The 26,176-nt window shown below is 70.9% G+C and carries 22 protein-coding genes; 10 read left to right on the top strand and 12 right to left on the bottom strand.

Annotated elements, in window-relative coordinates:
• Positions 1-67 precede the first annotated feature (67 nt).
• Together ACIP79_RS14695 and map are read right to left on the bottom strand one after the other, a co-directional pair.
• Positions 68-727 (bottom strand): heme oxygenase (biliverdin-producing), encoded by a 660-nt coding sequence (locus ACIP79_RS14695; RefSeq protein ID WP_383681541.1) that lies wholly within the window; start codon positions 725-727, stop codon positions 68-70.
• Between the two features lie 227 nt (positions 728-954).
• Positions 955-1,812: a type I methionyl aminopeptidase gene (gene map, locus ACIP79_RS14690; RefSeq protein ID WP_401223096.1), complete on the bottom strand. Its 858-nt coding sequence runs from the start codon at positions 1,810-1,812 to the stop codon at positions 955-957.
• A 58-nt stretch (positions 1,813-1,870) separates the two neighbouring features.
• Here map and ACIP79_RS14685 point away from each other — a divergent pair, with 58 nt between their 5' ends.
• Positions 1,871-2,110, top strand: a complete 240-nt coding sequence (locus tag ACIP79_RS14685; protein WP_401223094.1) for a hypothetical protein — start codon at positions 1,871-1,873, stop codon at positions 2,108-2,110.
• 255 nt (positions 2,111-2,365) lie between these two features.
• Here ACIP79_RS14685 and ACIP79_RS14680 read toward each other — a convergent pair whose 3' ends face one another.
• Positions 2,366-2,968, bottom strand: a complete 603-nt coding sequence (locus ACIP79_RS14680) for a hypothetical protein (protein WP_401223093.1) — start codon at positions 2,966-2,968, stop codon at positions 2,366-2,368.
• A 100-nt stretch (positions 2,969-3,068) separates the two neighbouring features.
• Between ACIP79_RS14680 and ACIP79_RS14675 the strand changes: the two genes are divergently transcribed.
• From ACIP79_RS14675 to ACIP79_RS14665, 3 genes are all read left to right on the top strand, one after another.
• Positions 3,069-4,247, top strand: coding sequence for an exo-alpha-sialidase (locus ACIP79_RS14675; RefSeq protein ID WP_401223091.1), 1,179 nt, complete (start codon positions 3,069-3,071; stop codon positions 4,245-4,247).
• Between the two features lie 37 nt (positions 4,248-4,284).
• Positions 4,285-5,013: an NADPH-dependent F420 reductase gene (gene npdG / locus ACIP79_RS14670; protein WP_401223090.1), complete on the top strand. Its 729-nt coding sequence runs from the start codon at positions 4,285-4,287 to the stop codon at positions 5,011-5,013.
• Between the two features lie 62 nt (positions 5,014-5,075).
• Entirely contained in the window at positions 5,076-5,273 is a 198-nt protein-coding gene (locus ACIP79_RS14665) for a hypothetical protein (RefSeq protein ID WP_401223088.1), read from the top strand.
• 80 nt (positions 5,274-5,353) lie between these two features.
• Here ACIP79_RS14665 and ACIP79_RS14660 read toward each other — a convergent pair whose 3' ends face one another.
• Entirely contained in the window at positions 5,354-6,154 is an 801-nt protein-coding gene (locus tag ACIP79_RS14660) for a site-2 protease family protein (RefSeq protein ID WP_401223086.1), read from the bottom strand.
• Between the two features lie 206 nt (positions 6,155-6,360).
• Between ACIP79_RS14660 and ACIP79_RS14655 the strand changes: the two genes are divergently transcribed.
• On the top strand, positions 6,361-9,636 hold the full coding sequence (locus ACIP79_RS14655; protein ID WP_401223084.1) for a BTAD domain-containing putative transcriptional regulator: 3,276 nt from the start codon (positions 6,361-6,363) through the stop codon (positions 9,634-9,636).
• Positions 9,637-9,670: 34 nt separating this feature from the next.
• Here the strand turns inward: ACIP79_RS14655 and ACIP79_RS14650 are convergent, their stop codons facing one another.
• From ACIP79_RS14650 to panB, 3 genes are all read right to left on the bottom strand, one after another.
• A complete protein-coding gene (locus ACIP79_RS14650) occupies positions 9,671-10,489 on the bottom strand; it encodes an ABC transporter permease (RefSeq protein WP_401223082.1) in 819 nt (272 codons plus the stop codon).
• Positions 10,486-11,520: an ATP-binding cassette domain-containing protein gene (locus ACIP79_RS14645; RefSeq protein ID WP_401223081.1), complete on the bottom strand. Its 1,035-nt coding sequence runs from the start codon at positions 11,518-11,520 to the stop codon at positions 10,486-10,488. The genes ACIP79_RS14650 and ACIP79_RS14645 overlap by 4 nt, the downstream gene beginning before the upstream one ends.
• A gap of 273 nt (positions 11,521-11,793) precedes the next feature.
• Positions 11,794-12,681: a 3-methyl-2-oxobutanoate hydroxymethyltransferase gene (gene panB, locus ACIP79_RS14640; RefSeq protein WP_383681520.1), complete on the bottom strand. Its 888-nt coding sequence runs from the start codon at positions 12,679-12,681 to the stop codon at positions 11,794-11,796.
• A 228-nt stretch (positions 12,682-12,909) separates the two neighbouring features.
• Between panB and ACIP79_RS14635 the strand changes: the two genes are divergently transcribed.
• From ACIP79_RS14635 to ACIP79_RS14620, 4 genes are all read left to right on the top strand, one after another.
• Positions 12,910-14,502, top strand: coding sequence for an MFS transporter (locus ACIP79_RS14635; RefSeq protein ID WP_401223079.1), 1,593 nt, complete (start codon positions 12,910-12,912; stop codon positions 14,500-14,502).
• Positions 14,503-14,583: 81 nt separating this feature from the next.
• Positions 14,584-15,207, top strand: a complete 624-nt coding sequence (locus ACIP79_RS14630; RefSeq protein WP_401223077.1) for a TetR/AcrR family transcriptional regulator — start codon at positions 14,584-14,586, stop codon at positions 15,205-15,207.
• Between the two features lie 356 nt (positions 15,208-15,563).
• On the top strand, positions 15,564-16,526 hold the full coding sequence (locus ACIP79_RS14625; protein ID WP_401223428.1) for an endonuclease/exonuclease/phosphatase family protein: 963 nt from the start codon (positions 15,564-15,566) through the stop codon (positions 16,524-16,526).
• A 146-nt stretch (positions 16,527-16,672) separates the two neighbouring features.
• Positions 16,673-17,896: an MFS transporter gene (locus tag ACIP79_RS14620; RefSeq protein WP_401223076.1), complete on the top strand. Its 1,224-nt coding sequence runs from the start codon at positions 16,673-16,675 to the stop codon at positions 17,894-17,896.
• A 53-nt stretch (positions 17,897-17,949) separates the two neighbouring features.
• Here ACIP79_RS14620 and ACIP79_RS14615 read toward each other — a convergent pair whose 3' ends face one another.
• From ACIP79_RS14615 to ACIP79_RS14600, 4 genes are all read right to left on the bottom strand, one after another.
• A complete protein-coding gene (locus tag ACIP79_RS14615; RefSeq protein ID WP_401223426.1) occupies positions 17,950-19,977 on the bottom strand; it encodes an NAD(+) synthase in 2,028 nt (675 codons plus the stop codon).
• Between the two features lie 182 nt (positions 19,978-20,159).
• The gene (locus ACIP79_RS14610; RefSeq protein WP_401223074.1) at positions 20,160-22,100 is read right to left on the bottom strand and encodes a protease pro-enzyme activation domain-containing protein; all 1,941 of its coding nucleotides are present in this window, start codon (positions 22,098-22,100) and stop codon (positions 20,160-20,162) included.
• A 215-nt stretch (positions 22,101-22,315) separates the two neighbouring features.
• Positions 22,316-22,942 (bottom strand): DUF305 domain-containing protein, encoded by a 627-nt coding sequence (locus ACIP79_RS14605; protein WP_401223072.1) that lies wholly within the window; start codon positions 22,940-22,942, stop codon positions 22,316-22,318.
• Positions 22,943-23,019: 77 nt separating this feature from the next.
• Positions 23,020-23,685: a DUF3105 domain-containing protein gene (locus ACIP79_RS14600; protein ID WP_401223071.1), complete on the bottom strand. Its 666-nt coding sequence runs from the start codon at positions 23,683-23,685 to the stop codon at positions 23,020-23,022.
• Between the two features lie 279 nt (positions 23,686-23,964).
• Here ACIP79_RS14600 and ACIP79_RS14595 point away from each other — a divergent pair, with 279 nt between their 5' ends.
• Positions 23,965-25,326 (top strand): glutamine synthetase family protein, encoded by a 1,362-nt coding sequence (locus ACIP79_RS14595; protein ID WP_401223069.1) that lies wholly within the window; start codon positions 23,965-23,967, stop codon positions 25,324-25,326.
• 131 nt (positions 25,327-25,457) lie between these two features.
• Here ACIP79_RS14595 and ACIP79_RS14590 read toward each other — a convergent pair whose 3' ends face one another.
• Positions 25,458-26,114, bottom strand: coding sequence for a TetR/AcrR family transcriptional regulator (locus ACIP79_RS14590; protein ID WP_401223067.1), 657 nt, complete (start codon positions 26,112-26,114; stop codon positions 25,458-25,460).
• Positions 26,115-26,176: the final 62 nt, after the last annotated feature.

The following is a 26,176-nucleotide window of genomic DNA, read 5'->3' as shown; positions in this document are numbered from 1 at the left end:
GCGCCCCCAGACCCCCCTTTCGCGCTTCGCGCTCGTCCTCAAGCGCCGGACGGGCTGAAAAACTCCTTCACGCCGTCAGCGGGAACTCTTCTCCCAGCGCCCGGAAGACCGCCGTGTTCAGGGCGAACGCCCGCTTGCACTCCGTCACGATCCGCTGCTTCTCCAGGTCGTCGGCCTGGATGGTGTCCAGGAGTTCGCGGTAGGAGCGCTTGAAGGCGGCGGGGTTGGTGATGTCCTCGAAGACGTAGAACCGCACGCCGTCGCCCTTGCGGTCGAAGCCCCAGGTCTGTTCGGCCTTGCCGCGGATGATCTGGCCGCCGGAGAGGTCGCCCAGGTAACGGGTGTAGTGGTGCGCGACGTACCCGCCGGGCCAGGTGAGGGCGCACTCGGTGACACGGTCCGCGTAGGCGCGGGTCGCGGGCAGTGCGGTGAGCGTCGCGCGCCAGTCCGGGCCCCGGAGGTGGGCGAGGTCGGCCTCCAGCGCGTCGCGGCGCATCAGCTCGGCCTGGATGAAGGGTCCCGCCACCGGGTCGGACGCCAGCTTGTCGGCGTCCGCCTCCAGCGCCTCGTACACGAACCACAGCTGCTCGGTGTAGCGCGCGTACGCCTCGACGCCGAGCCTGCCGCCGAGCAGGTCGCTCATGAACGTCGAGGTCTCCGCCTCCGTGTGCTGCTCGTGCGAGGCGGTGCGGATGAGCGTCGAGAACGCCGAACCCGACGAGTTCATGGTGGAACCTCCGGTGGTGAAGGGAAAGGCGACTGCACGTCGGATTTTCTCTGGTTAGGCTTACCTAAGTCAACAGGATCCCGACGTCCCGTCGGTAAACATGTTCCCGACGTGCTGTCGGTAAAAACGTACCTCGAATCACGGCTCCGTCCACACGAAACAGCCCACCCTGTGTACAGGGCGGGCTGTGTGGGGTCCAGAAGCCGGGGCAATGGCTAGGACATGACCTACGGGAGGGTGAGGATCTCCGCGCCGCTGTCCGTGACGACCAGCGTGTGCTCGAACTGCGCCGTCCGCTTGCGGTCCTTGGTGACGACTGTCCAGCCGTCGTCCCACATGTCGTACTCGTGCGTGCCGAGCGTGAGCATCGGCTCGATCGTGAAGGTCATCCCGGGCTGGATGACGGTCGTCGCGTGGGGGCTGTCGTAGTGCGGAATGATCAGACCGGAGTGGAAGGAGGAGTTGATTCCGTGCCCGGTGAAGTCCCGGACCACCCCGTAGCCGAAGCGCTTCGCGTACGACTCGATGACGCGCCCGATGATGTTGATCTGCCGGCCCGGCTTGACCGCCTTGATCGCGCGGTCCAGCGACTCCCGGGTCCGCTCCACGAGCAGCCGGCTCTCCTCGTCGACGTCACCGACGAGATAGGTGGCGTTGTTGTCGCCGTGCACCCCGCCGATGTACGCCGTCACGTCCAGGTTGATGATGTCGCCGTCACGCAGGACCGTGGAGTCCGGGATGCCGTGACAGATGACCTCGTTGACAGAGGTGCACAGCGACTTGGGGAAGCTCCGGTAGCCCAGGGTCGACGGGTAGGCGCCGTGGTCGCACATGTACGCGTGGGCGACCCGGTCCAGCTCGTCCGTCGTGACGCCCGGCGCGATGAGCTTCGCGGCCTCGGCCATCGCCCGCGCGGCGATCCGGCCGGCGGTCCGCATCGCCTCGATCGTCTCGGGCGTCTGCACCTCCGGGCCGGTGTACGGCGTGGGCGCGGGCTTGCCCACGTACTCGGGGCGCCTGATGTTTCCCGGGACGGGACGGGTGGGAGAGAGCTCCCCTGGTACGAGCAGCGACTGGCCAGACATGCCAGCGAGTCTAACCAGCGGACGTGGGGGACCATGTCCGTGGCGAAAGGAGCCCGTCATGGCCCTCTTCAAGAAGCGCACCGTCGGCAAGCCCGGCGAGTGGTACTACTGCCTGGAACACCACAAGGTCGAGGAAGGCCCCGACTGCCCCGGCAAGGACCGCTTCGGTCCCTACGCCTCCCGCCCCGAGGCCGAACGCGCCATGGAGATGGCCCGCGAACGGAACCTCGAATGGGAGACGGACCCCCGCTGGCACGACGCCTCGGGGAAGGGACCGGGGGGCGGGCAGGACGGCTGAGGGTTTCGGCGGGGGCGGGGCTGCGGGGGGCGGGTGATCCGGGGCCCCCGCGAGGCTGAGGTCTGCGAGGTTCGGGAGGTCCGCGAGGTTCGCAAGGTGTGCGAGGTTCGCAAGGTCCGCGACCCTGCGAGATCCGAGAGCCCCGTGAGACCGGCGTAGCCCGCGACGTCCGTGTCGGTCACCGCCCTGCCCGCCACCGCCCTGCCCCACCCGGCCCCTGCCCCCGGCACCTGCCGTCGGCCCCCGCCCCCGCCCTCACCACCGAGCCGAAGGCGGCGCCGTCAGGTGGTCCGCGAGGCGGGAGAGCCGGTCGCGGAAGCGGCGGGGGTTTCGGGGTGAGGGCAGCGCGTTCTCGCCGGCCGCCGCGCTGACGAGGTGCTGCACGGTGTCGAGGTCGAGGTCGGGCCCGTCCGGCACGGGGAGGGACTCGTGGGCCAGTGCCCCCAGTTCGCGGTCGCCCGCGTCGAGGGAGAGGACCGTCGCTCCGGCGCGACGGGCGTCGTGGACCCGCTCCAGGAGCGGCGCCCCGGGCGTGCCCGGGGAGACCACGAGCAGTGTCTCCCCCCGCCGCGCGGCCTCGACCCGCCCCAGCCCCACCGCGAGGTGGGCCGGATCCGAGGGGCGCGCACCGTGCCGCACCAGCGTCGGCGACAGTTCCGGCGTCCCCGACCACGCCGCCTCGTCGACCAGATGGGCGGCGAGATGCCACGGCTCGTACTCCTCCGTGCCCACCAGCAGCAGGCCGCCCCCGTACGACACCACGGACCCCCGCAGCACCCCGGCGAACCGGCGCGTGGACCCCAACCACTCGGTCCCGGCGAGCACTTCGCGCAGCAACGCGACCCGTACGGCATCCATGGAAAGGCATCCTGCCGCAACCGGCCGCCAGTGGCCCGCAGTTCGACACGAATTCCCCCAAGCTGGGCAAAGGGCCCGGTCGCGGGGTAAGGAGAGACGCATGACGAGCACCGAGGCCGCTGAGGCCACCGAACACACCGATGCCACCGGACGCACCGCCGCCACCGACTACATCGAGGCCACCGACGACATCGAGGCCACGGACGACATCGAGACGTCCGTTCCCTTCACGGCCGGTCAGGAGGGCTACGCGAGCTTCCGTATCCCGGCCGTCGTCGCCACCGCCGCCGGGACCCTGCTCGCCTTCTGCGAGGGCCGGCTCGGCTCCCAGGAGGACCACGGGAACATCGAGATCGTGCTGAAGCGGTCCGTGGACGGCGGCCGCACCTGGGGCCCGCTCCAGGTCGCCGCGAGCAACGGCGAGCACCTCGCGGGCAACCCGTCCCCCGTCGTCCTGGACACCGGCCGCGTCCTGCTCGTCCACGTCCGCAACGCGGCCGACGCCACCGAGAAGGCCATCCGCCGCGGCGAGGTGAGCGCCGCCGACGGCCGCCGTGTCTGGGTCCAGCACAGCGACGACGACGGGCTCACCTGGTCGGAGCCGGCGGACATCACCACGTGGACGAAGGAGGAGACCTGGCGGTGGTACGCCACCACACCGGGCCACGCCCTCCAGCTGGCCTCCGGCCGGATCGTCGTCCCCGCCAACCACTCCCTCCCGCCGCAGGGCGACGACGACGGCACCGAGGGCAGGTACGACGGCGGCCACTGCCTGCTGAGCGACGACGGCGGCCTGACCTGGTCCATCGGGTACGTCGACGACAACACCAGCGGGTACGTCAACGCGAACGAGACCACCGCCGCCGAACTCCCCGACGGGCGCGTCTACTTCAACACCCGCAACGACTCGCGCGCCCCCGGCACCCGCGCCGACGCCTGCTCCCGCGACGGCGGCGAGACCCTGCTCAAGCCCTTCCGCCCGCAGGCGGGCCTCACCACCCCCGTCGTCCAGGGCAGTGTCCTCCAGCTCCGCGACCCCGACCTGCTCCTCTACTCCGGCCCCGCCGCGCCCGCCCACCGCGCCCTGATGACCGTCCGCGCCTCCACCGACGGCGGCGTCACCTGGCGGCCCGCGCACACGGTCGACGGACTGCCCGCCGCGTACTCCGATCTCGTACGCGCCGACACCGCGCACGTCGGACTCCTCTACGAGACCGGCGACTTCGGCGCCTACGAGACGATCACCTTCCGCCGCATCCCGGTGACGGCCCTCACCTGAACCGCGCGGCCGGGATCCGCGCACGTAAAGTCGGCCCATGACCTCTACTGACAGCGCACCGAACGCCGCCCAGAACGCCGCCGGGAAGGCCCCCGCGAAGGACCCCTGGGACCTCCCCGACGTGTCCGGTCTCGTCGTCGGCGTGCTCGGCGGCACCGGCCCGCAGGGCAAGGGCCTCGCCTACCGGCTCGCCAGGGCCGGCCAGCAGGTGATCATCGGGTCCCGCGCGGCGGACCGCGCCGAGGCGGCGGCCGGGGAGCTCGGGCTCGGCGTCGAGGGCGCCGACAACGCCGAGTGCGCCCGCCGCAGCGACATCGTGATCGTCGCCGTGCCGTGGGACGGCCACGCCAAGACGCTGGAGTCGCTGCGCGAGGAACTGGCGGGCAAACTCGTCGTCGACTGCGTCAACCCGCTCGGCTTCGACAAGAAGGGCGCCTACGCGCTCAAGCCGGAGGAGGGCAGCGCCGCCGAGCAGGCCGCCGCCCTGCTGCCCGGCTCCCGGGTCACCGCGGCCTTCCACCACCTCTCCGCCGTCCTCCTCCAGGACCCCGAGATCGAGGAGATCGACACCGACGTGATGGTCCTCGGCGAGGAGCGCTCCGACGTCGAGATCGTGCAGGCGCTCGCCGGACGCATCCCGGGCATGCGCGGCGTGTTCTCCGGGCGGCTGCGCAACGCCCACCAGGTCGAGTCCCTGGTCGCCAACCTGATCTCCGTCAACCGGCGCTACAAGGCCCACGCGGGCCTGCGCCTGACCGACGTGTAGGCGGGCCGGCCGGGTGGGGGACACTGGTGGCAAGCAGTGTCCCCCCGACAGGAGCCGATCCCATGCCCCGCCTCGCCCTCTACGCCCTGACCGTCTGCGTGCTCTCCGTCGCCGCGGCCGTCGTCTCCTTCGTGCAGGGCAGCCTGCTGGGGATCGTGTGGGTGCTGCTGGCCGGTCTGTCGTCCAACATGACGTGGTACTACGTGCGGCGCGGCCGGACCACTCGCGCCCAGTCGGAGTCGGGGTCGGTCACCGGCTGACGCCTCCGGTCGACGTCACCGGCGTACGTCACCCGCGTACGTCACCGGCGTGCGTCACCGGCGTCCATCACCCGCGTACGTCACTGGTCGACGGAGCAGAACTCGTTGGTGCCGGACCAGAAGCGGTAGAGCTCCTGACCGCAGTACCGCTCGACGTCGTCGATGCCGAGGCCGCCCAGGATCGAGTAGATCGCGTCGAAGAACGCCGTGTTCACCGACGGGATCCACAGCACCGCGAACACCGCGAGCAGACCGAACGGCGCGAACGGCTCCACCTGACGGCGCACACCGTGCGACAGCCAGGGCTCGATCACGCCGTACCCGTCCAGGCCCGGCACCGGCAGGAAGTTCAGGATCGCGGCCGTGACCTGGAGCAGCGCGAGGAACGCCAGCGCGTAGCGGAAGGTCGCCGGCACCCCGTCCAGGGCGTCCAGCCAGAACGGCGCCGTGCACACGATCGCGAAGAGCACGTTGGTCAGCGGACCCGCCGCCGAGATCAGGCTGTGCCTCCACCGCCCCCGGATCCGGCTCCGCTCGATGAACACGGCGCCACCCGGCAGACCGATCCCGCCCATGATCACGAAGATCACCGGCAGGACGATGCTCAGCAGCGCATGGGTGTACTTCAGAGGATTCAGCGTGAGATAGCCCTTGGCGCCGATCGAGATGTCGCCGCTGTGCAGGGCGGTGCGCGCGTGGGCGTACTCGTGCAGACAGAGCGAGACGATCCACGCGCCCGTCACGAACAGGAACACGGCCACACCGGGCTGCTCGGCGAACCCGGTCCACGCCGCCCAGCCCGTCACCGCCGTCACGGCCACGATCCCGATGAAGACGGGACTGATCCTCCGGTCGCTGCGGCGGCTCGCTGCGGTGGTCATGGGGCTCCCTGGACTGACGAGCACGGGCTGGGCCTGCCCGACCGTACCGGGCGCGTTCGGAAAACGTCTCGCCATCGCCCATTGGTTCCGGAGAAGGTGGGGCCATGGTGCCCTGACACGTTCTCCGTCCCCCCTTCGCCCCCTCACGGTGAGCCGGCCGCCGACGTACCGGTGGCCGATGCCCGACCGCCGAGCCACCAGAGACAATGGACCCCGTGCGCTACCGCATCCTCGGCACCACCCAGGCACTCCGCTCCGACGGCACGTCCGTCCCGGTCGGCGGGGCGCGGCTGCGTGCCCTCCTGACCGTGCTCGCGCTACGGCCCGGACGGACCGTGCCCGTCTCCGTCCTGGTCGACGAGGTGTGGGACGGCGACCCGCCCGCGGACGCGCCAGGCGCGCTCCAGGCGTTGGTCGGACGGCTGCGCAGAGCGCTCGGCGCGGACGCGGTGGACTCGGTGGAGGGCGGCTACCGGCTCACCGCGACCGGCGACGACGTCGACCTGCACCGGTTCGAGCGGCTGGCCGGCGAGGGCACCCGCGCGCTGGCCGACGGCGATGCCGCGAAGGCCGCGGCCGTCCTCGACGACGCCCTCGCCCTGTGGCACGGCCCCGCCCTCGCCGACCTCCCGGACCGCGCCGCGGAATCCGCCCGCTGGGAGACCCGCCGCCTCGACGCCCGCCGCGCCCGCCTCACCGCGGCCCTCGCCCTCGGCGACGCCGAACAGGCCCTGCCCGAGCTCACCGCCCTCTGCGACAGCCACCCCCTGGACGAACCCCTCCAGGTTCTGCGCCTGCGCGCCCTGCGCGAAGCGGGCCGCGCCGCGGAGGCCCTGGCCGCCTACGAGTCCGTACGACAACTGCTGGCCGACCGGCTCGGATCCGACCCCGGCGCCGAACTGCGCGCCCTGCACGCACAGTTGCTGACACCGGCCGAGGTCGAGGCGCCGCTCCCCGCCGTGCCGCAGCCGTCCCAGCCGCCGCCCGGCAACCTCCGCGCCCGGCTCACCTCCTTCGTCGGACGGGAGGCCGACATCGATGCCATCAGGGGCGATCTCGCGGCGGCCCGCCTGGTGACCCTGCTCGGGCCCGGCGGCGCCGGGAAGACGCGGCTGTCGCAGGAGGCGGCGGAGACCGTGACGGACGCGGCGCGGGACGGGGTGTGGCTGGCCGAGCTGGCCCCGGTCGACGACCCCAAGGCCGTGCCCGAGGCCGTGCTCACCGCCGTCGGCGCCCGGGAGACCGTGCTGCGCGGCGCCGGGGCCGAGGAGATGCGCGCGGTCTCCGACCGGCACGACGACCCCCTCAACCGGCTCGCCGAGCACTGCGCCAAGCGCCGCATGCTGCTGATCCTCGACAACTGCGAACACGTCGTGGACGCCGCGGCCCACCTCGTCGAGGAACTGCTCAAGCGGTGCCCCGGACTGACGGTGCTCGCCACCAGCCGTGAACCCCTCGGCGTACCGGGGGAGTTGCTGCGCCCGGTGGAGCCGCTGCCCGAGCCCTTCGCGCTGCGGCTGCTCGCCGACCGCGGTTCGGCGGCCCGGCCCGACTTCCGGGTCGAGGACGATCCCGAGGCGGCCGCCGAGATCTGCCGGCGGCTCGACGGCCTCCCGCTCGCCATCGAACTCGCCGCCGCCCGGCTGCGGATGCTCACCCCCAGACAGATCGCCGACCGCCTCGACGACCGGTTCCGCCTGCTGACCTCGGGCGCCCGTACGGTGCTGCCCAGGCAGCAGACCCTGCGCGCGGTCGTCGACTGGTCCTGGGACCTCCTCGACGAGGACGAACGCGACGTACTGCGGCGGCTTTCCGTGTTCGCCGGCGGCTGTGCCCTCGCCGCCGCCGAGGCCGTCTGCGGACCCGGCGCGCTGGACACACTCGGCTCCCTCGTCGACAAGTCCCTCGTGGTGGCGGCCCCCTCGCCGGACGGGGGGATGCGCTACCGGCTCCTGGAGACCGTCGCCGAGTACGCCGGCGAGCGGCTGGAGGAGGCCGGTTCCCGTGCCTCGGCCGAGCGCGCCCACCTCACGTACCACCGCGAACTCGCCCGCACCACCGATCCCGCGCTGCGCGGTCCCGGCCAGGCCGCGGCGATCGCGCTCCTTGAGCGCGAGTACGAGAACCTGCGCACCGCGCTGCGGCACGCCGTCGCCGAACGCGACGAGCAGGAGGCCGTGTGCCTCGTCCTGTCGCTGCACTGGTACTGGCAGATGCGCGACCAGCGCATCGAGGCCCGCACCTGGTCCCGTGAGGTGATGGCCCTCGGCCCCGACCCGTTCGCGGCGCCCGCGCGCCAGGTCGCCCCGCTGTACGAGAGCTGCACGGCCGGCCCGCCGCCGCTCGCCCCGGACCTCCTGGAGGAGGCCCGGCGCGGGGTGCACCTCATCCAACTCGCCTGTATGGACATGGACATGGGCACCTGGCAGAGCCCGGAGGCCCAGGAGAAGCTGCGCGTCATCAGCGACACCTACCGGCCCGGTCTCCCGCAGACCTGCCGCAGCCCCGGCAGCTTCTGGTTCTACGCCGTCATGCTCACCGGCGACATGGACCGGATGCGCTCCGTCATCGACGTCACCGTCAGCACCTGCCGTGAGCTCGGCCTCGAATGGGAACTCGGCGCCGCCCTCCAGATGCGCGCCAACATCCTGGCCAACCGGACCGACTGGACGGGCGGCGCGACCCGCGATGCCGACGAGTCGCTGGAGATCTTCGCCCGCGTCGGCGACGCCTGGGGCACCGCCGAAGCGCTCTCGGCCCGCGGTGAGGCCCACGAGCGGCGGGGCGAGTTCGGGCTCGCCGCCGCGGACTACGCGGAGGCGATGGCGTACGCCGAACAACTCGGTGCGCGGGCCCAGCAGGCGGTGCTGAGCGTCCGCCTCGGCAGCATGTACATCGAGCTGGGCGAGCCCGAGCGGGGCGAGCGGATGCTGCGCGAGGTACTGGCACTGGGCCGTGGCGTGGTCAACGAGGCCATGCCCGCGGGCCGTCTCTTCCTCACCATGTGGCTGGGGCGCTCCGGCCGGATCACCGAAGGGCGTGAGCAACTGCGGCTGCTGCGCGAGGAGTTCACGGGCGGCAGCTTCATGGTCGTCGACGGGTTCATCCTCGGGACGGAGGCCTGGCTCGACGTGGTCGACGGACAGTACGCGGACGCCCTGCGCAAGGTGCGAGGTGCGCTGGAGCGGTCGCTGGACCCGCTGTCGCGGATGGTCACGCCGAACCTGGTCTCCGCGCACCTGGTCACCGCGGCCACCGCCCTCACCGGTCTGTACGGCGCCGGCCGTGCCCCCGACGCGGCCCGGCTGCTCGGCGCCTCCGACGGCCTGCTGCCGCCGGACCACTTCTCGGCCCCCATGGAGGACGAGTCGCGCACCCGGGCCGAGGCCGCGGTGCGGGCGGTACTGGACGACGCGGCGTACGAGGCCGCGTACGCCGAAGGCGGCGGGCTCTCCGTGGAGGAGGCCGCCGCCCTCATCTGACGCGGACCGGGGATGTCGCCCGGGAAGCCGAACGTCAGCTCTTGGTACGGAACTTGTGGATCGCGATCGGTGCCATCACCACCGTGATGGCCACCGACCAGCCCAGGGTCACCCACAGGTCGTGCGCCACCGGGCCGCCGACCATCAGGCCGCGGGCGGTGTCCGCCAGGGCGGAGAGCGGGTTGTAGTCGGTGAAGTTCTGCAGCCAGCCCGGCATCGACTGGGTCGGCGCGAAGATCGACGAGCCGAACTGCAGCGGCATCAGCACGAGGAAGCCCATGGCCTGCACGGACTGAGCGCTCTTCATGACCACGCCGAGCGTGATGAACACCCACATCAGCGCCGAGCCGAACACCGTGGACAGGGCCACGGCGGCGAGCAGACCGGGCCAGTTGGTGATGTCGAAGCCCACCAGGACGCCGACGACCATCAGGACCGCGGTCGCGAACAGCATCCGCATCAGCTCCACCGCGATCTTGGCGAACAGCACGGAGCCGCGCCCGATCGGCAGGGACCTGAAGCGGTCCATGACCCCGGTGTTGAAGTCCTGGTTGAAGCCGGTGCCGACTCCCTGGGCCATGTTCATGCCCATCATGGCCATCAGACCGGGCACGACGTACTGGACGTAGGCCTCCTGGCCACCGCCCAGCGACTGCCCGATGGAGCCGCCGAAGACGTACACGAACAGCAGGGTGAAGATCACCGGGAACAGGATCGCGTCGAACATCGACTCCGGGTCCTGGCGGATCCACAGCAGGTTGCGGCGGACGAGGGCCCCGGTGTGGCGCAGATGCGCGCGCAGCGGGATCCGGGCGTCGGCCTTGAGATCCGGGGTGAGAACGGCGGCGGTCATACGGCGACTTCCTCGCGTGCGTCGGTGGGCGCGGTGTCCTGCGGGGCACTCGCCCGGTGGCCGGTGAGGGACAGGAACACCTCGTCCAGGCTGGGCAGTTCGGTGGTGATGGAGGAGATGGTGATACCCCGCGCGATGACCGCCCCGGTGACGGCGGTGAGCTGCTCGTCGCTGAGGATCGGGACCAGCACGGCGCCGCGCTCGGTGTCCACGGTCGTGCTGGCCAGTCCGGTGATGCCGAGGCTGTCCAGGTCGGCCGCGAGCGGGCGCAGTTGCAGCGGGTCGGCCGGGCGGACGCGCAGGGTACGGCCGCCGACGCGGGCCTTGAGCTCCTCGATACGGCCGTTCGCGATGACCTTGCCGCGGTCCACGACGGTCAGTTCGGAGGCGAGCTGCTCGGCCTCCTCCATGTACTGGGTGGTGAGGAGCACGGTGACGCCCTCGCCGACCATGCGCTTCACCTCGTGCCACACCTCGTTGCGGGTGCGCGGGTCGAGCCCGGTGGTCGGTTCGTCGAGGAAGAGGACGGTCGGCTGCCCGATCATGGACGCCGCCAGGTCCAGCCTACGCCGCATACCGCCGGAGTAGGTGCCCGCGGGCCGCTTGGCCGCGTCGGTGAGCGAGAACCGTTCGAGGAGCTCGTCGGCGCGGGCCCGGGCGTCCTTGCGGGACAGGTCGAGGAGCCGGCCGATCATGTAGAGGTTCTCCCAGCCGGGGAGCTTCTCGTCGACGGAGGCGTACTGCCCGGTGAGGCCTATCACCCGGCGCAGCTGTCGCGGCTGCCGTACGACGTCGAAGCCGGCGACGGTGGCCTGGCCGGAGGTCGGGGCGAGCAGGGTGGACAGGATGCGGACGAGGGTGGTCTTGCCGGCGCCGTTCGGCCCGAGCACACCCATCACGGTGCCCTCGCGCACGTCCAGGTCGACGCCGTCCAGCGCCTTGGTCTCGCCGTAGTGCTTGACCAGCCCCCGTACGGTCACGGCCGTCCGGCCGTCGTCGGCCTGTCGGGGCAAGTTGTCGATTCGCGTCATGACCACCAAGGTGCCAGCCCCCACCGACAAACCACCGACAGCCTGCCCACAGCCCCCTACACGCCACCGACAGACCGACACACCACCGACAGGTCGGCGCACAGCCGACGGACCGGTGCACCGCCGACGGCAGACCCCCGCCGACGGCAGATCCCCGACGGCTGACCCCCGGAAACGGCAGCGACCCGTCGACGGGGGAAGTTCGACGGGTCGCCTTGGTGCCGCGGTGGCTCAGTGGACCTCGGCAGGTCCTCGGGGGAAGCGCGGGGGAGCTCAGTGGACGGAGTGCTCCTCCAGCGGGAACGTTCCGCCGACGACGTCGGAGGCGAACGCCTTGGCCGCGTCGCCCATGACCTGGCGCAGGTCGGCGTACTTCTTGACGAACTTCGGCACCTTGCCGCCGGTCAGCCCGAGCATGTCGGTCCACACCAGGACCTGGGCGTCCGTCTCGGGGCCCGCCCCGATGCCGACCGTCGGGATGTGCAGGGTGCGGGTGACCTCGGCGGCCAGCTCGGCGGGGACCAGTTCGAGGACGACGGCGAACGCGCCCGCGTCCTGGACCGACTTGGCGTCGCGCAGCAGCTGCGCCGCGGCCTCCTCGCCGCGGCCCTGCACGCGGTAGCCCATGGAGTTCACGGACTGCGGGGTGAGGCCGATGTGCGCCATCACCGGGATCCCCGACTCCACGAGCAGCTCGATCTGGCGGTGCGAGCGCTCGCCGCCCTCCAGCTTGACCGCGCCGACGCCGGCCTCCTTGACGAGGCGGGTGGCCGAGCGGAGCGCCTGCACCGGGCCCTCCTGGTAGGAGCCGAAGGGCAGGTCGCCCACGATCAGGGCGCGCGAGGTGCCGCGTACGACCGAGGCGGACAGCATGGTCATCTCGTCCATCGTGACGGGCACGGTGGTCTCGTATCCCAGGTGGACGTTGCCCGCCGAGTCGCCGACGAGCATGACCGGGATGCCGGCCTCGTCGAAGACGGACGCGGTCATCGCGTCGTAGGCGGTGAGCATGGGCCACTTCTCGCCGCGCTCCTTGGCGGCGAGGATGTCCCGCACCGTGATGCGGCGGGTGCTCTTGCCCCCGTACAGCGCCTTGCTGCTGTCGGTGGACGGGCGGACACCCTCCGCGGGCTGCTTCGCGGCAGCCGAATCCTGCGTCATCGCAACGGCTCCTTCAGTCATCTCGAGGCACCCTGACGGCGTCCCCGGATCACCTCCATGGTGGCACCTCGTGCCACGCGCGGCTAGACCGGGCCCCGGGAGAGCGCCACAGGCCCGCTGGAGCGGCCCCCGGGACTCCGTCCCCGGACCTAGGTCTCTTCGTAAGTTCTCCGTAAAGCATTTTCGATACGAGACGGTGTCGTATCGAAACTAGCTAGGCTGGTCGTCATGACAACTTCCGCTCCCGCTTCCGAACGACATGTACCCGAGGCGGTGCACAAGCGCCGATGGGCCATCCTCGGCGTGCTCATGCTGAGCCTGCTGATCGTGGTGCTCGACAACTCGATCCTGAACGTCGCGATCAAGACGATCTCGACCCCCGCGCCCGTCGGCCTCGGCGCCACTCAGGGCGAGCTGGAGTGGGCGATCAACGCCTACACGCTCGTCTTCGCCGGACTGCTCTTCACCGCGGGCCTCCTCGGCGACCGGCTCGGCCGCAAGAAGGTGCTGCTCGCCGGTCTCGCCGTGTTCGGCGTCGGTTCCGCGCTGGCCGCGGAGTCCGGCTCACCGGTCCAGCTCATCGTGTTCCGCGCGGTGATGGGCCTCGGCGCCGCCTTCGTGATGCCGGCCACCCTCTCCGTCCTGATGAACGTCTTCGAGCGCGACGAGCAGCCCAAGGCCATCGGCATCTGGGCAGGCGGCGTCGGCCTCGCCATCGCGATCGGCCCGATCACCGGCGGCATACTCCTGGACCACTTCTGGTGGGGCTCGGTCTTCCTGGTCAACGTGCCGATCGTGCTGCTCGCGCTGGTCCTGATGATCTGGCTGGTCCCGGACTCCCGCGACCCCAACCCCGGACGCGTCGACCCGATCGGCGTGGTCCTGTCCGTCGTCGGTCTCGTCCTGCTGGTCTACGGCATCATCAAGGGCGGCCAGCTCGCCGACTTCACCGATCCGACGGTCCTGGCGACCATCGGGGCCGGAGTCGCGGTCCTCGTCGGCTTCGTGGTGTTCGAGAAGCGCAGCGACCACCCGTCCATCGACGTCACCTACTTCAAGAACAAGGTCTTCTCGGCGGCGATGTCCGCCATCGCGCTCGTCTTCTTCGCGCTGATGGGGGTGACCTTCTTCTCCGTCTTCTACACCCAGAGCGTGCGGGGCTACTCGCCGCTCCAGACCGGCCTGTTGATGCTGCCGCTCGCCGTCGCCCAGCTCATCTTCGCGCCGCGCGCCCGCCTCGTCGTCGACCGCTTCGGGAACAAGGCCACCTGCACGGCGGGCCTGTTGATGATCGCCGCGATGCTGGCCGCGTTCGCCACGCTGGACGCGGACACGCCGATCTGGGTCCTGGAGGTCATCTTCTTCTTCATGGGCACCGGTATGGCACACATCATGACGCCGACCAGCGTCGTGATCATGCAGGCCCTGCCGCGTGAGAAGGCCGGCTCCGCGTCCGCCCTCAGCAACACCTTCCGCCAGGTCGGCGGCGCCCTCGGCATCGCCGTACTCGGCTCCGTGCTGTCCGCGGCCTACCGCAACGGCATCGAGGACAAGCTCACCATGGTCCCGGCGAACCTGCGGCACACCGCAGGCGAGTCCATCGAGGCCACCCTCGGCGTCGCCGCCCGGCTCGGGCCCGAGGGCAGGGCCCTCGTCACCCCCGCCAACGACGCCTTCCTGCACGCCATGCACGTCACCGCGCTGTGCGGCGCGGGTGTCGCCGTCATCGGCGCGCTGGTCGTGTTCCTGTTCCTGCCGGGCCGCCCGCCGACCGCGCGGGAGGACAAGGAGGAGACGGAACTGGTGAAGGCGGGCTCGTAGCCGCCACCACGCTCGTACCGGGAGAGAATCACCCCACGCGCAACGCGTGACGCGCAACCAGTGAAACGGACGGAGTTCGACGTGAGCCTCGCTGAAAGCCAGGACCGGCCGGAAGCGTGCCCCGTGCGGGGGCGCCCCCGCAGCGAGGCTGTCGAACGCTCCATCATCGAGGGCGTGATGAAGCTCCTGGAGGAGGGCGTACCGCTCGGGGAGGTCTCCATCGAGCGGGTGGCCCGCACCGCCGGGGTCGGCAAGGCGACCATCTACCGCCGCTGGAGCGGCAAGGAAGCCCTCTTCGTCGACGTCCTGCGCAACGTTGAGCCCCCGGACCCCGAACTCCCCGGCACCTCGATGCGCGAGGACCTGATCGCCCTCCTGGAGCCGTTGCGCCAACGCGGGGTGGCCAAGCGCACCTCGCTGATCCTGCACAACGTCTACGCGCAGATGAAGAGCAGTCCCAAGGTCTGGGAGGCCTACCACGCCATCGTCGTCGAACCGCGCCGCCTGAGCACCCTGGAGGTCCTGCGCCGCGGACAGCGCGACGGCGAACTCCGTGACGACATCGACCTCGACCTGCTCAACGACATGTTCGTCGGCCCCATGCTCGTACGCTCGGTGCTGCGCCCCCAGGCGGACCTCCCCGAGGACCTCGCGGCACGGATCGTGGACGCGGCGCTCGATGGACTGCGTCCCCCCAAGCCGTAGTCCACCCGCCCGTCGAGCCGTGGCCCACCCGTCCGTAGGGCCGTGGTCCACCCGCCCGCGCCGCGGTCACCCGCCCGGCCGTTCAGCTGATTTCTGACGGGCCGTATGTGCGCGTTTTGTCACAGGGGACGCGTTCCACCTCCGCATTCGGAACTCCGGGGACGAGGTTGCACGTCCTCGTGCCAGTACGGCCGTCACGGGACGGCGGGAACGACACGGATCATCCCCTAGGGTCGTAGCGCGGGGCAGTCGGTGTGCACGGCAAGTTGTGAGGCGAGGGTATGGCGCAGGCGTATATGACGGAGACGGGCAGCGGCGGCCAGGGGCCCGACCGCAGAGGGTCCCGGCTTCGGCGTATGTTCGCCGGCTGGCGCGGCGACCGGGGCATCTGGCGCCGCGGTGTGATCATCGCCGTGCTCGCGGTGATCCTCTCGCTGGTGATCACGCTGCACTCCCGGATCCCGAACAGGATCGGCAACCTGGGCAGCCTCACCGAGACGTTCCTGCCCTGGTTCGGCCTCGCCGTGCCGGTCCTGCTGGTCCTCGCCTTCGTACGGAGGTCGGCGACCGCCCTGATCGCCGTGCTGCTGCCCGCGATCGTCTGGCTGAACACCTTCGGCGGACTCGTCACCGACAAGACGGGCGGCGGCGGGAACCTGACCGTCGCCACGCACAACGTCAACGCGGACAACCCGGACCCCTCGGGCACCGCCGGTGACGTGGCCGCGTCCGGCGCCGACGTGATGGCCCTGGAGGAGCTGACGGCCACCGCGGTCCCGACGTACGAGAAGGCGCTCGCCTCGACGTACAAGTACCACTCGGTGCAGGGCACGGTCGGGCTGTGGAGCAAGTACCCGCTCACCGGCGTCCGGCCGGTGGACATCAAGCTGGGCTGGACCCGGGCGATGCGTGCGACCGTGACGACGCCGGAGGGGCCGGTCGCCGTGTACGTCGCCCACCTCCCCTCGGTACGGGTGAAACTGGAGGCCGGGTTCACGGCCCGCCAGCGTGACAAGAGCGCCGACGCGCTGGGCGAGGCGATCACCGGCGATCCCAACGCGCAGGTCGTCCTGCTCGGCGACCTGAACGGCACCATGAACGACCGCGCGCTCAACGCCGTCACCGCCCAGATGCGCTCCACGCAGGGCGCGGCGGGCAGCGGCTTCGGCTTCAGCTGGCCCGCGTCGTTCCCGATGGCCCGGATCGACCAGATCATGGTCAAGGGGATCGAGCCGGTGTCCTCCTGGACGCTGCCCAGGACCCCCAGCGACCACCTCCCGGTCGCCGCCCGCGTGAAGATCTCCGCAACCGGGTCTTAACCTCCTGGAATACTGGGCCTGGGAGACTTTGTTCCCTGGATGAACTTAACCGTCCCGTACACAGCGGTGTGTACGGGACGCAGACCTGCGCGCGGTCACGTCCCCGCGAACCTCCGCGCACCCTCCGCTCCACTGAAAGGCCCCTCATGCCTCTGGCCCTGCTCGCCCTAGCCGTGGGCGCCTTCGGCATCGGTACCACCGAGTTCGTGATGATGGGTCTGCTGCCCGACGTCGCGGACGACCTGCACATATCCATTCCGACCGCGGGACACCTGGTCTCCGCGTACGCGCTCGGCGTCGTCATCGGCGCCCCGCTGCTGGCCGCCGTCACCGCCCGGATGTCCCGCCGCAAGGTCCTCATCGCCCTGATGGTGCTGTTCGTCGCGGGCAACGCGCTCTCCGCCCTCGCCCCCGACTACCACTGGCTGCTGGCCGCCCGCTTCCTCAGCGGACTGCCGCACGGCGCCTTCTTCGGCGTCGGCGCCGTCGTCGCCACCGGCCTGGTCGCCCCCGAGCGCAAGGCGCGCTCCGTCTCGCTGATGTTCCTGGGCCTGACGGTCGCGAACGTCGTGGGCGTCCCGGCGGCCACGCTCATGGGCCAGCACATGGGCTGGCGCTCCACCTTCCTCGGCGTCAGCGTGATCGGCCTGCTGGCCGTGCTGTCCCTGGCCCTCCTCGTCCCCCGCGACGGGGCGCACACGCCCGTGGCGGGCCTGCGCGGCGAACTGGCCGCCCTGCGTTCGCTCCCGGTCTGGCTGGCCCTCGGTACGACGGTCGCCGGTTTCGGCGCGCTGTTCGCCGCGTACAGCTACATCACTCCGATGCTCACGGACGCCGCCGGGTACGCCGACTCCAGCGTGACCCTGCTGCTGGCGCTGTTCGGCGTCGGCGCCACCGCGGGCAACCTGCTGGGCGGACGGCTGGCGGACCGCTCGATGCGCGGCACGCTCTTCGGCGGCCTCGTCTCGCTCGCGGTGGTCCTGGCCCTGTTCCCGGTGCTGATGACGGCCGCGTGGAGCGCCGCGCTCGCGGTGGTCCTGCTCGGCACGGCGGCGTTCGTGACCAGTTCGCCGCTGCTCCTGATGGTGATGGAGAAGGCCTCCTCGGCCCCGTCCCTCGCCTCCTCGGCCAACCAGGCCGCCTTCAACCTGGCCAACGCCGGGGGCGCGTGGATCGGCGGCCTCGTACTGGCCGCCGGGTTCGGCGTGACCTCGCCCGCCGTGGTGGGCGCGGGACTGGCCGTCCTGGGCCTGGGAGTCGCCGGGGTGGCGTATGTGGTGGACCGGCGCCGGGCGCCCGGCGCGGTGACCGGCCGGGAGCGTGTGGTCGCCTCCTACCTGCCCGAGCACGCGGAGTCGGTGCACCACTGAGACCGCTTCCCGGGGGCGCCCTCGTCGGAGGGCGCCCCACAGCCGCGCAATCCCTAGTCGAAACGCGCGAGATCGCGCAGCCAGGCCGTCGCCGAGCTGTCCGACGGGGCTCGCCAGTCGCCTCGCGGGGACAGTGAACCGCCCGCCGAGACCTTCGGCCCGTTCGGCATGGCCGAGCGCTTGAACTGCGCGAACGCGAAGAAGCGACGGCAGAACACCTCCAGCCACTGCCGGATCTCCGGCAGGTCGTACGCCACCCGCTTGGCATCGGGGAAGCTCGGCGGCCAGGCGCCGGTGTCCGCGTCGTGCCAGGCGTGCCAGGCCAGGAAGGCGATCTTCGAGGGCCGGAAACCGTAGCGCAGCACGTGGAACAGCGTGAAGTCGTGCAGCGCGTACGGGCCGATCTTGGACTCGGTGGACTGCATCTCCTCACCCGGTACGAGTTCCGGGCTGATCTCGGTGTCGAGGATCGCGGCGAGGATCCCGCCGGTCTCCTCGTCGAACTGGCCGCTGCCGATGACCCAGCGGATCAGATGCTGGATCAGCGTCTTCGGCACGCCCGAGTTGACGTTGTAGTGGCTCATCTGGTCGCCCACGCCGTAGGTGGACCAGCCGAGGGCCAGCTCCGAGAGGTCGCCGGTGCCGAGCACGATGCCGCCGCGCTGGTTGGCGAGCCGGAACAGGTAGTCGGTGCGCAGTCCGGCCTGGACGTTCTCGAAGGTGATGTCGTACACCGGCTCACCGGCGGCGAACGGGTGGTCCATCTCCTTCAGCATCAGCCGGGCGGTCGGTGTGATGTCCAGCTCGGCCGCGGTGACGCCGAGGGCGCGCATCAGCTTGTGCGCGTTGTCCTTGGTGTGGTCGCTGGTGGCGAAGCCGGGCAGGGTCCAGGCCAGGATGTCGCTGCGCGGGCGCCCCGCGCGGTCCATCGCGTGGGCCGCCACGATCAGCGCGTGCGTGGAGTCGAGCCCGCCGGACACCCCGATGACCACCTTCGGCCCACCGATCGACGCGAGCCGCTGTTGCAGCCCCGCGACCTGGATGTTGTACGCCTCGTAGCAGTCCAGGGCCAGCCGGCCGGGGTCCGCGGGCACGAACGGGAAGCGCTCGATACGCCGCCGCAGCCCCAAGTCGGTCGTCGGCGGTTCGAGTTGGAACGACACGGTACGGAAGTCGGCGGTGCGGGCGGCGTGGGTACGCCGGTTCTCGTCGAAGGTGCCCATCCGCTGCCGCTCCTGGCGCAGCAGGTCGAGGTCGACATCGGCGACGGCGAACTGGTCGTCGAGCGGGAAGCGCTCCGACTCGGCCAGCAGCACCCCGTTCTCGTAGATCAGGGTCTGGCCGTCCCAGGACAGGTCGGTGGTCGACTCGCCCGGCCCGGCCGCCGCGTAGACGTACGCGGCGAGGCAGCGTGAGGACGCCGAGCGGCACAGCAGCCTGCGGTCCTCGGCACGGCCGACGGTGATGGGGCTGCCGGAGAGGTTGGCGAGGACGGTCGCGCCCGCCAGAGCGGCTTCGGCGCTCGGCGGCACCGGCACCCACATGTCCTCGCAGATCTCCGTGTGCAGCACCAGGCCGGGTACGTCGTCCGCCGCGAACAGCAGGTCGACGCCGAACGGCACCCGCTCACCGCCGACCAGGATCGTCCCGCCGCGCTCGTCGTCACCGCCGGCGATCTGCCGACTCTCGTAGAACTCCCGGTAGTTCGGCGGGTACGACTTGGGCACGACACCGAGGACGCGGCCGCGGTGCACGACCACCGCGCAGTTGTAGACCCGGTTGCGGTGCCGCAGCGGGGCGCCGACGAGCAGTACCGGCAGCAGCTGGGCCGACCCCGCCACCACGGTCCGCAGCGCCTCCTCGACCTCGTCGAGCAGCGCGTCCTGGAGCAGCAGGTCCTCGATGGAGTAGCCGCACAGCGCCATCTCCGGGAAGACGGCGACGGCCACACCCTCCTCGGAGCACCTGCGCGCGTGGCGCAGCATCGCCTCGGCGTTGGCGTACGGGTCCGTGATGACGGTGTGGCCCGTACAGGCGGCGACGCGCGCGAAGCCGTGCTGATAGAGCGACCGGAAGTTCAGTGGAGGCACACGGATCAGTGTAATCGTCAGAGCGACGCGATGGGGTGGCGGGCACCGGGCGGCACCTCGCGCCTCCCGGCCCCGGGCCCCGGCGAGAGGTCTTCGGCGGACGTACGCCCGCCCCCGACGGGACTCCGTCGGGGGCGGACGCGCGGAATGCGGCGTGCCGTACCGCGTGGACCTCAGCGGCGGCCGTACGACCGGACGTAGCCGCCCGCGGGCGTGCCCACGCCGGTGATGTCGTCGTACCCCCGTACGGCCTTCAGCGAGCTGTCCTTGCCGAGGCTGCGCACGGAGGTGAGGAGGCCGTCCGTCGCGTCGAAGCCGTTGACGAAGTCGACGCGCGCCACGGCGAGTCCGGACCCCGTGGGGTTGTCCGTGACGTCGTGGTAGACCTTCGAGCCGTACTTGGCGTAGATCGCCGGGTTGGCGAAGCCGATCGCCTTGCCGCCCCGCGTCTGCTGGGCCAGCGCCTGCACCGCGGCGATCACCGGCGCGGCGAGCGAGGTGCCGCCGATCCGGTACTCGCTGTACGCCTGCGTCCCGTCGGCGAGCGTCTGCGTCTGGCCCACCTTGAAACCGGTGTTGGGGTCGGCGACCGCCGAGATGTCCGGCACGGTACGCATGGCGGTGGTGCCGTTCGCCTTGGCGAGCGAACCGGGCACGACCCCGCGCTGGTAGTAGGGCTGCGAGACCGTCCGACTGGTGCCGCCGCCCGCGCCCGAGGTGAACGCGCCGGGGAAGTCCGTCCAGCTCTTGCCGTCGTCGGACAGCACGGCCCGCTCGGTGCCCCAGCCGGTCTCGAACTTGTACTTGTCGCCCTTGCCGACCGCCAGCGAGGTACCGCCCACCGCCGTCACCCACGCCGAGTTGGCCGGGGTGTCGACCTGCTTCGTACCCGTGTTGGCCACCTCGTCGCCGTTGTCGCCCGAGGAGAAGTAGAAGCCGATGCCCTCGACCGCGCCGAGCTGGAAGACCTGGTCGTAGGCCGCCGCGATGTCGGGCGTCTCGTTGGCCTCGATGTCGCCCCAGGAGTTGGAGACGATGTCGGCGAGGTGCCCGTCGACGATCTTGCCCAGCGAGTCGAGCAGGTCGTCGTCGTAGCAGGAGGCGGCGCCGACGTAGGTGATGCTCGCGCCGGGCGCGACCGCGTGCACGGCCTCGACGTCGAGGGTCTCCTCGCCGTACCAGCCCGCGGCCCCGCACTCCTCGGTCTTCGTGTACGTGCCGGGCAGCACCTGGCGGAGCTGACCGCTGCCGTACGCCGCGTCGCCGTGCTTCCTGGCGTAGGTGGCGGCGTCGTAGGCGATCGTGGGGGAGGCGTACGCGTCGGTGATGGCGACCCGCACGCCCTTCCCGGTACTGCTGCCCGCTCCGTAGGCGGCGCGCAACTGCTTGCCGGTGTACCCCTGGACGGCGTACGGGATCTTCGTGCCGTACGCGCTCGGCAGGGTCTTCGCGACGTTCGAGCCGTAGTACGAGGAGAACGGTCCGGCGTTCTTGAAGACGGCGTCCGGCGGCGGCAGGGTGTCGCTGTGGCTCGCCTTGTGCGGGGCGTTGTCCAGGCCGGTGACGGTCAGGACGGCGCCGTTCAGAGCGGCCGGCGCGGACGCCGACTTCGACGGCGCGCGGTAGGTCTTGGCGCCCTTGGTGTAGTTGTGCAGCTGGGTGTCGAACGCCTTCTCGGCGGCGGTGACGTCACCCGTCACGGATATGTAGTGCGCCGTGCTGCCGGTGACCTTCAGGCCCGCCGCCTTCAGCCACGACGTCACCGCGGCCACCTGCGCCCCGGTGGCGCCGAAGCGATTCTGCGCCTGCGTGGCGCTGAGGTACTTCCCGTACGAGGCGGACTGCGGGTCGGACACGGCCTTGGCGTACGCGGCCAGGCCCGCGGTGTTCCGGCCGGCCAGGTAGACCCGGGCGGAGACCTGCGAACTGTCCGCGGTGGCGCCCTTGTCCGCCTTGGCCGTCGCCCAGGCGGGCTTCGTGCCCGCGAGGGTGTCCCGGCTCGGGCCGTCCGCGGCCTGCGCCGCGGGTATGCCGATCGCCAGCGCGCCGGCGAGCAGGGGCAGTGTCGCTGCCATGCTCACTCCGGCTCGCAGCGCTGCGCGGTTGGATCTCATGTAACCCCCTGCGATGCGGTTCGTCGCATGTAGTGGTCGGTCGCTGATCCGTGAACTCCCCGTGCCAACTGGATGCACAGGGAATGGATCACGCAGGGGTCACTCTTGCGACGAACCGTCCATGCCAGGGGAATGGGCGGTCAATGGGTGGGCCAAGAAGAGCCCAAGGAACCGTATCCGCAGGGGATTTGGGGGTTACGCGCGCCTTGTGTCCATCAACGGGCCTTCGCCCCCCGTGCCTTCAGCAGACCGGCCATCACGTCGATCTCCGACTGCTGCGCCCGGACCATGCCGGTGGCGAGCCTGCGCTCCACCCCGACCCGGCACTTCTCCACGCAGCCGTCGGCCATGTGGATGCCGCCCTCGTGGTGCGCGGTCATCAGCTGGAGGTAGAGGACCTCCGCCCGCTCACCGCTCAGCGTGTTCAGCTTCGCCAGCTCGGTGTTGGTCGCCATCCCCGGCATCAGCTCACCGTCCTCGCCGGAGGCCATGCCGGCCATGCCCATCCACGCCATGGGCCCCTCCGACGACACCTTCGGCAGCCCCCACAGGTCGAGCCAGCCGAGGAGCATGCCCCGCTGGTTGGCCTGCGTCTGCGCGATGTCGTACGCGAGCCGCCGTACCTCCACGTTCTTGGTGCGGTCCCGCACGATGTACGACATCTCGACGGCCTGCTGGTGATGGACCGCCATGTCCCGGGCGAACCCCGCGTCCGCCGAGTCGGCGGCGGGAACCTCCACCGCCGAGTCGTCACCGGAGCCGTCGGCGACCGCGTACGTGATCGCCCCGGCCGCGACGAGCACCGCCGCCGCGGCCCCCGAGATCCACCCGACCTGCCTCATCCGCCCAGTCCGTCCACTCCGCCCGGTCCATCCAGTCTGTCCAGCGCGTCCAGTCCGTCCGATCCGGCTCGGCCGATTCACTTCGCCAGGCCGCCGGTGCAGGCGGCGCCCGGCTCCGGGGTCTGCTCGCCCTGCACGTACGACTCGAAGAACTTGTCGACATCTCCGTCGGTCGCGCTCGTCACCGTGCGCTGCTTGCCCCACGCGCTGAGCATGATCGGGTCCTTCTGGTCCTCGACCGGGCTCATCAGCGTGTACGGCGTCTTCTTGACCTTCTCCGCGAGCGCCTTGACGTCGGCGTCGGCGGCCTTGCTGTTGTACGTCACCCAGACCGCGCCGTGCTCCAGCGAGTGCACGGCATTCATGTTGTTGATCGCCTGGCCGTAGACGTCGCCGTTGCAGTTCATCCAGACAGCGTTGTGGTCACCGCCGACCGGCGGCTCCATCGGGTACTTCACGGTCTTGCTGACGTGCGTCTGGGAGAGCTTCGCGCTCCAGGTCCGCACACCGTCCGCGCCCGTCACGAAGCGGCCCTTCGCCCCCTTGGAGTCGCTCGCCGTGTCGTCCTTGTCGGGCTGCGACTGGACGAGCGCGTAACCGCCCAGCCCGAGCGACGCGACGATGACCACGCCGAGGGTGATCGAGAGAAGCCGGTTGCGACGCTCGCGGGACTGCTCGGCGCGGCGCATCTCCGCTATGCGCGCCTTCCGCGAGGCGTTTCTGGTGTTCTTCTCGGAACCCATGGCGAGAGTCCTTCGGCGTGGGGGACGGTCGGGAAAACTGATCGTAGTGGGAGCGTGGCCGCCCATTACAGATGAGTCCCCCGACAGGCAAGATGGGCAGGTGGGCGCGATCGGAGCGGGACACCTGCCGGACACGAGGCGTTAAGGCCCCGTCCGGCCGGCCGATCAAGGTCGGCAACGCGCATGAAATGGTGTTGTGGTGGGATGGTCAGGTGCCCCGACCGTCCCCGAGGCGTGGGAGCAGGCGGCCTGACCAGCAAGGATGGGTGGAAGCGGAAGATGGACAAGCAGCAGGAGTTCGTGCTCCGGACACTGGAGGAGCGTGACATCCGGTTCGTACGTCTGTGGTTCACGGACGTACTCGGCTTCCTCAAGTCGGTGGCCGTGGCCCCGGCGGAGCTCGAACAGGCCTTTGACGAGGGCATCGGCTTCGACGGCTCGGCGATCGAGGGCTTCGCCCGTGTATACGAGTCGGACATGATCGCCAAGCCGGACCCCTCGACCTTCCAGGTCCTGCCGTGGCGCGCCGAGGCCCCGGGTACGGCCCGGATGTTCTGCGACATCCTGATGCCGGACGGCTCCCCGTCCTTCGCGGACCCGCGCTACGTCCTCAAGCGCACCCTCACCAAGACCTCCGACCTGGGCTTCACCTTCTACACCCACCCGGAGATCGAGTTCTTCCTGCTGAAGGACCGCCCGCTGGACGGCACGCGGCCCACCCCCGCGGACAACTCCGGCTACTTCGACCACACCCCGCAGAACGTCGGCATGGACTTCCGCCGCCAGGCGATCACCATGCTGGAGTCGATGGGCATCTCCGTCGAGTTCTCCCACCACGAGGGCGCGCCCGGCCAGCAGGAGATCGACCTGCGGTACGCCGACGCGCTGTCCACGGCGGACAACATCATGACGTTCCGCCTGGTCATGAAGCAGGTCGCGCTGGAGCAGGGCATCCAGGCCACCTTCATGCCGAAGCCGTTCTCCGAGCACCCCGGCTCCGGCATGCACACGCACCTCTCCCTCTTCGAGGGCGACCGCAACGCCTTCTACGAGTCCGGCTCGGAGTACCAGCTCTCCAAGGTCGGCCGCTCCTTCATCGCGGGCCTGCTGAAGCACGCCGCGGAGATCTCCGCGGTCACCAACCAGTGGGTCAACTCCTACAAGCGCATCTGGGGCGGCTCCGAGCGCACCGCGGGCGCCGGCGGCGAGGCCCCCTCGTACATCTGCTGGGGCCACAACAACCGCTCCGCCCTGGTCCGCGTCCCGATGTACAAGCCCGGCAAGACCGGCTCGGCGCGGGTCGAGGTCCGCTCCCTCGACTCCGGCGCGAACCCGTACCTCGCCTACGCGATGCTCCTCGCCGCCGGCCTCAAGGGCATCGAGGAGGGCTACGAGCTCCCGCCGGGCGCCGACGACGACGTCTGGGCCCTCACCGACGCCGAGCGCCGCGCCATGGGCATCGAGCCCCTGCCCCAGAACCTCGGCGAGGCCCTCTCCCTCATGGAACGCAGCGAACTCGTCGCCGAAACCCTCGGCGAACACGTCTTCGACTTCTTCCTCCGCAACAAGCGCCAGGAGTGGGAGGAGTACCGCTCCGAGGTGACGGCGTTCGAGCTGCGGAAGAATCTGCCGGTGTTGTAGGGCGGTTCAGGAGGGGATACCCCCTGAACTTCGGAGGGGCTTCCTTCGGAACATCGACTTCGGGTCCGCCGGTTTCTGCCGGTGGGCCCGAAGTCGTTCGTGGCGTCCGCGGGCTGATGGACGGGGTGCGTTCACGGGGTGGGCGGGCCGGAATCCGGCCGCGGGGCCGATGGGCGGTCGAGGGTCGCCAGGGCGGTCCGGTAGAGGGATTCCTCGGCCCGGTCCCAGGACCAGCCGCTCTCTGCCACGAGGGTGCGCCAGCCCGTCGGGCCGAACCAGAGCCAGAGCAGATCGGCCACCTCCTGCACGGAGTGGCCGCCAAGACCCGTGCCGAGGGCGGCCAGGTGGGCGGCGACCGTGCCCAGGGCGTCCCGGTAGGCCGCGGTCGCGCGCTCCCAGAGCGCCTGCCCGTTCTCGTGAACGGGCAGGGCCTTGCGGATCGCTTCCTGCGCGGTGGACTGGCCCTCGTTGCCCAGGCGGGTGCCGTGGGCCAGTACCCTCAGCACCTCCTCCGCGGAGTCCAGGGTGAGCATGTGCGTGACGGACTGCCGGTACCCGGAGTCGGCGACCGCCCGGTCCACGATCTGGTCGAGGATGTCGGCCTTGCTGCCCACGCTCGCGAACACCGTCTTGTGGGCGACGCCGGCCGCGTTGGCGATTTCGGCCACGGTGACCCGCCCGTAGCCGCGCTCCGCGAACAGCTCGGCGGCCTGCCGAAGGATGGCGGCGCGGGTCTGAGCCGCTGCCTTTTCCCGATAAGGCGAGACATAGCGGCGTCCGGAAGTCATGGGCAGATACTAGCCAGCCGTGATCACCTGGTTGAACTATTCATTAGGTCATCAGTAACATC

Source organism: Streptomyces sp. NPDC088747 (assembly GCF_044751025.1).
Lineage (GTDB): Bacteria > Actinomycetota > Actinomycetes > Streptomycetales > Streptomycetaceae > Streptomyces.
The sequence above is the reverse complement of the archived record's forward strand: the minus strand, read 5'-3'. Positions and strand labels throughout refer to the sequence as shown.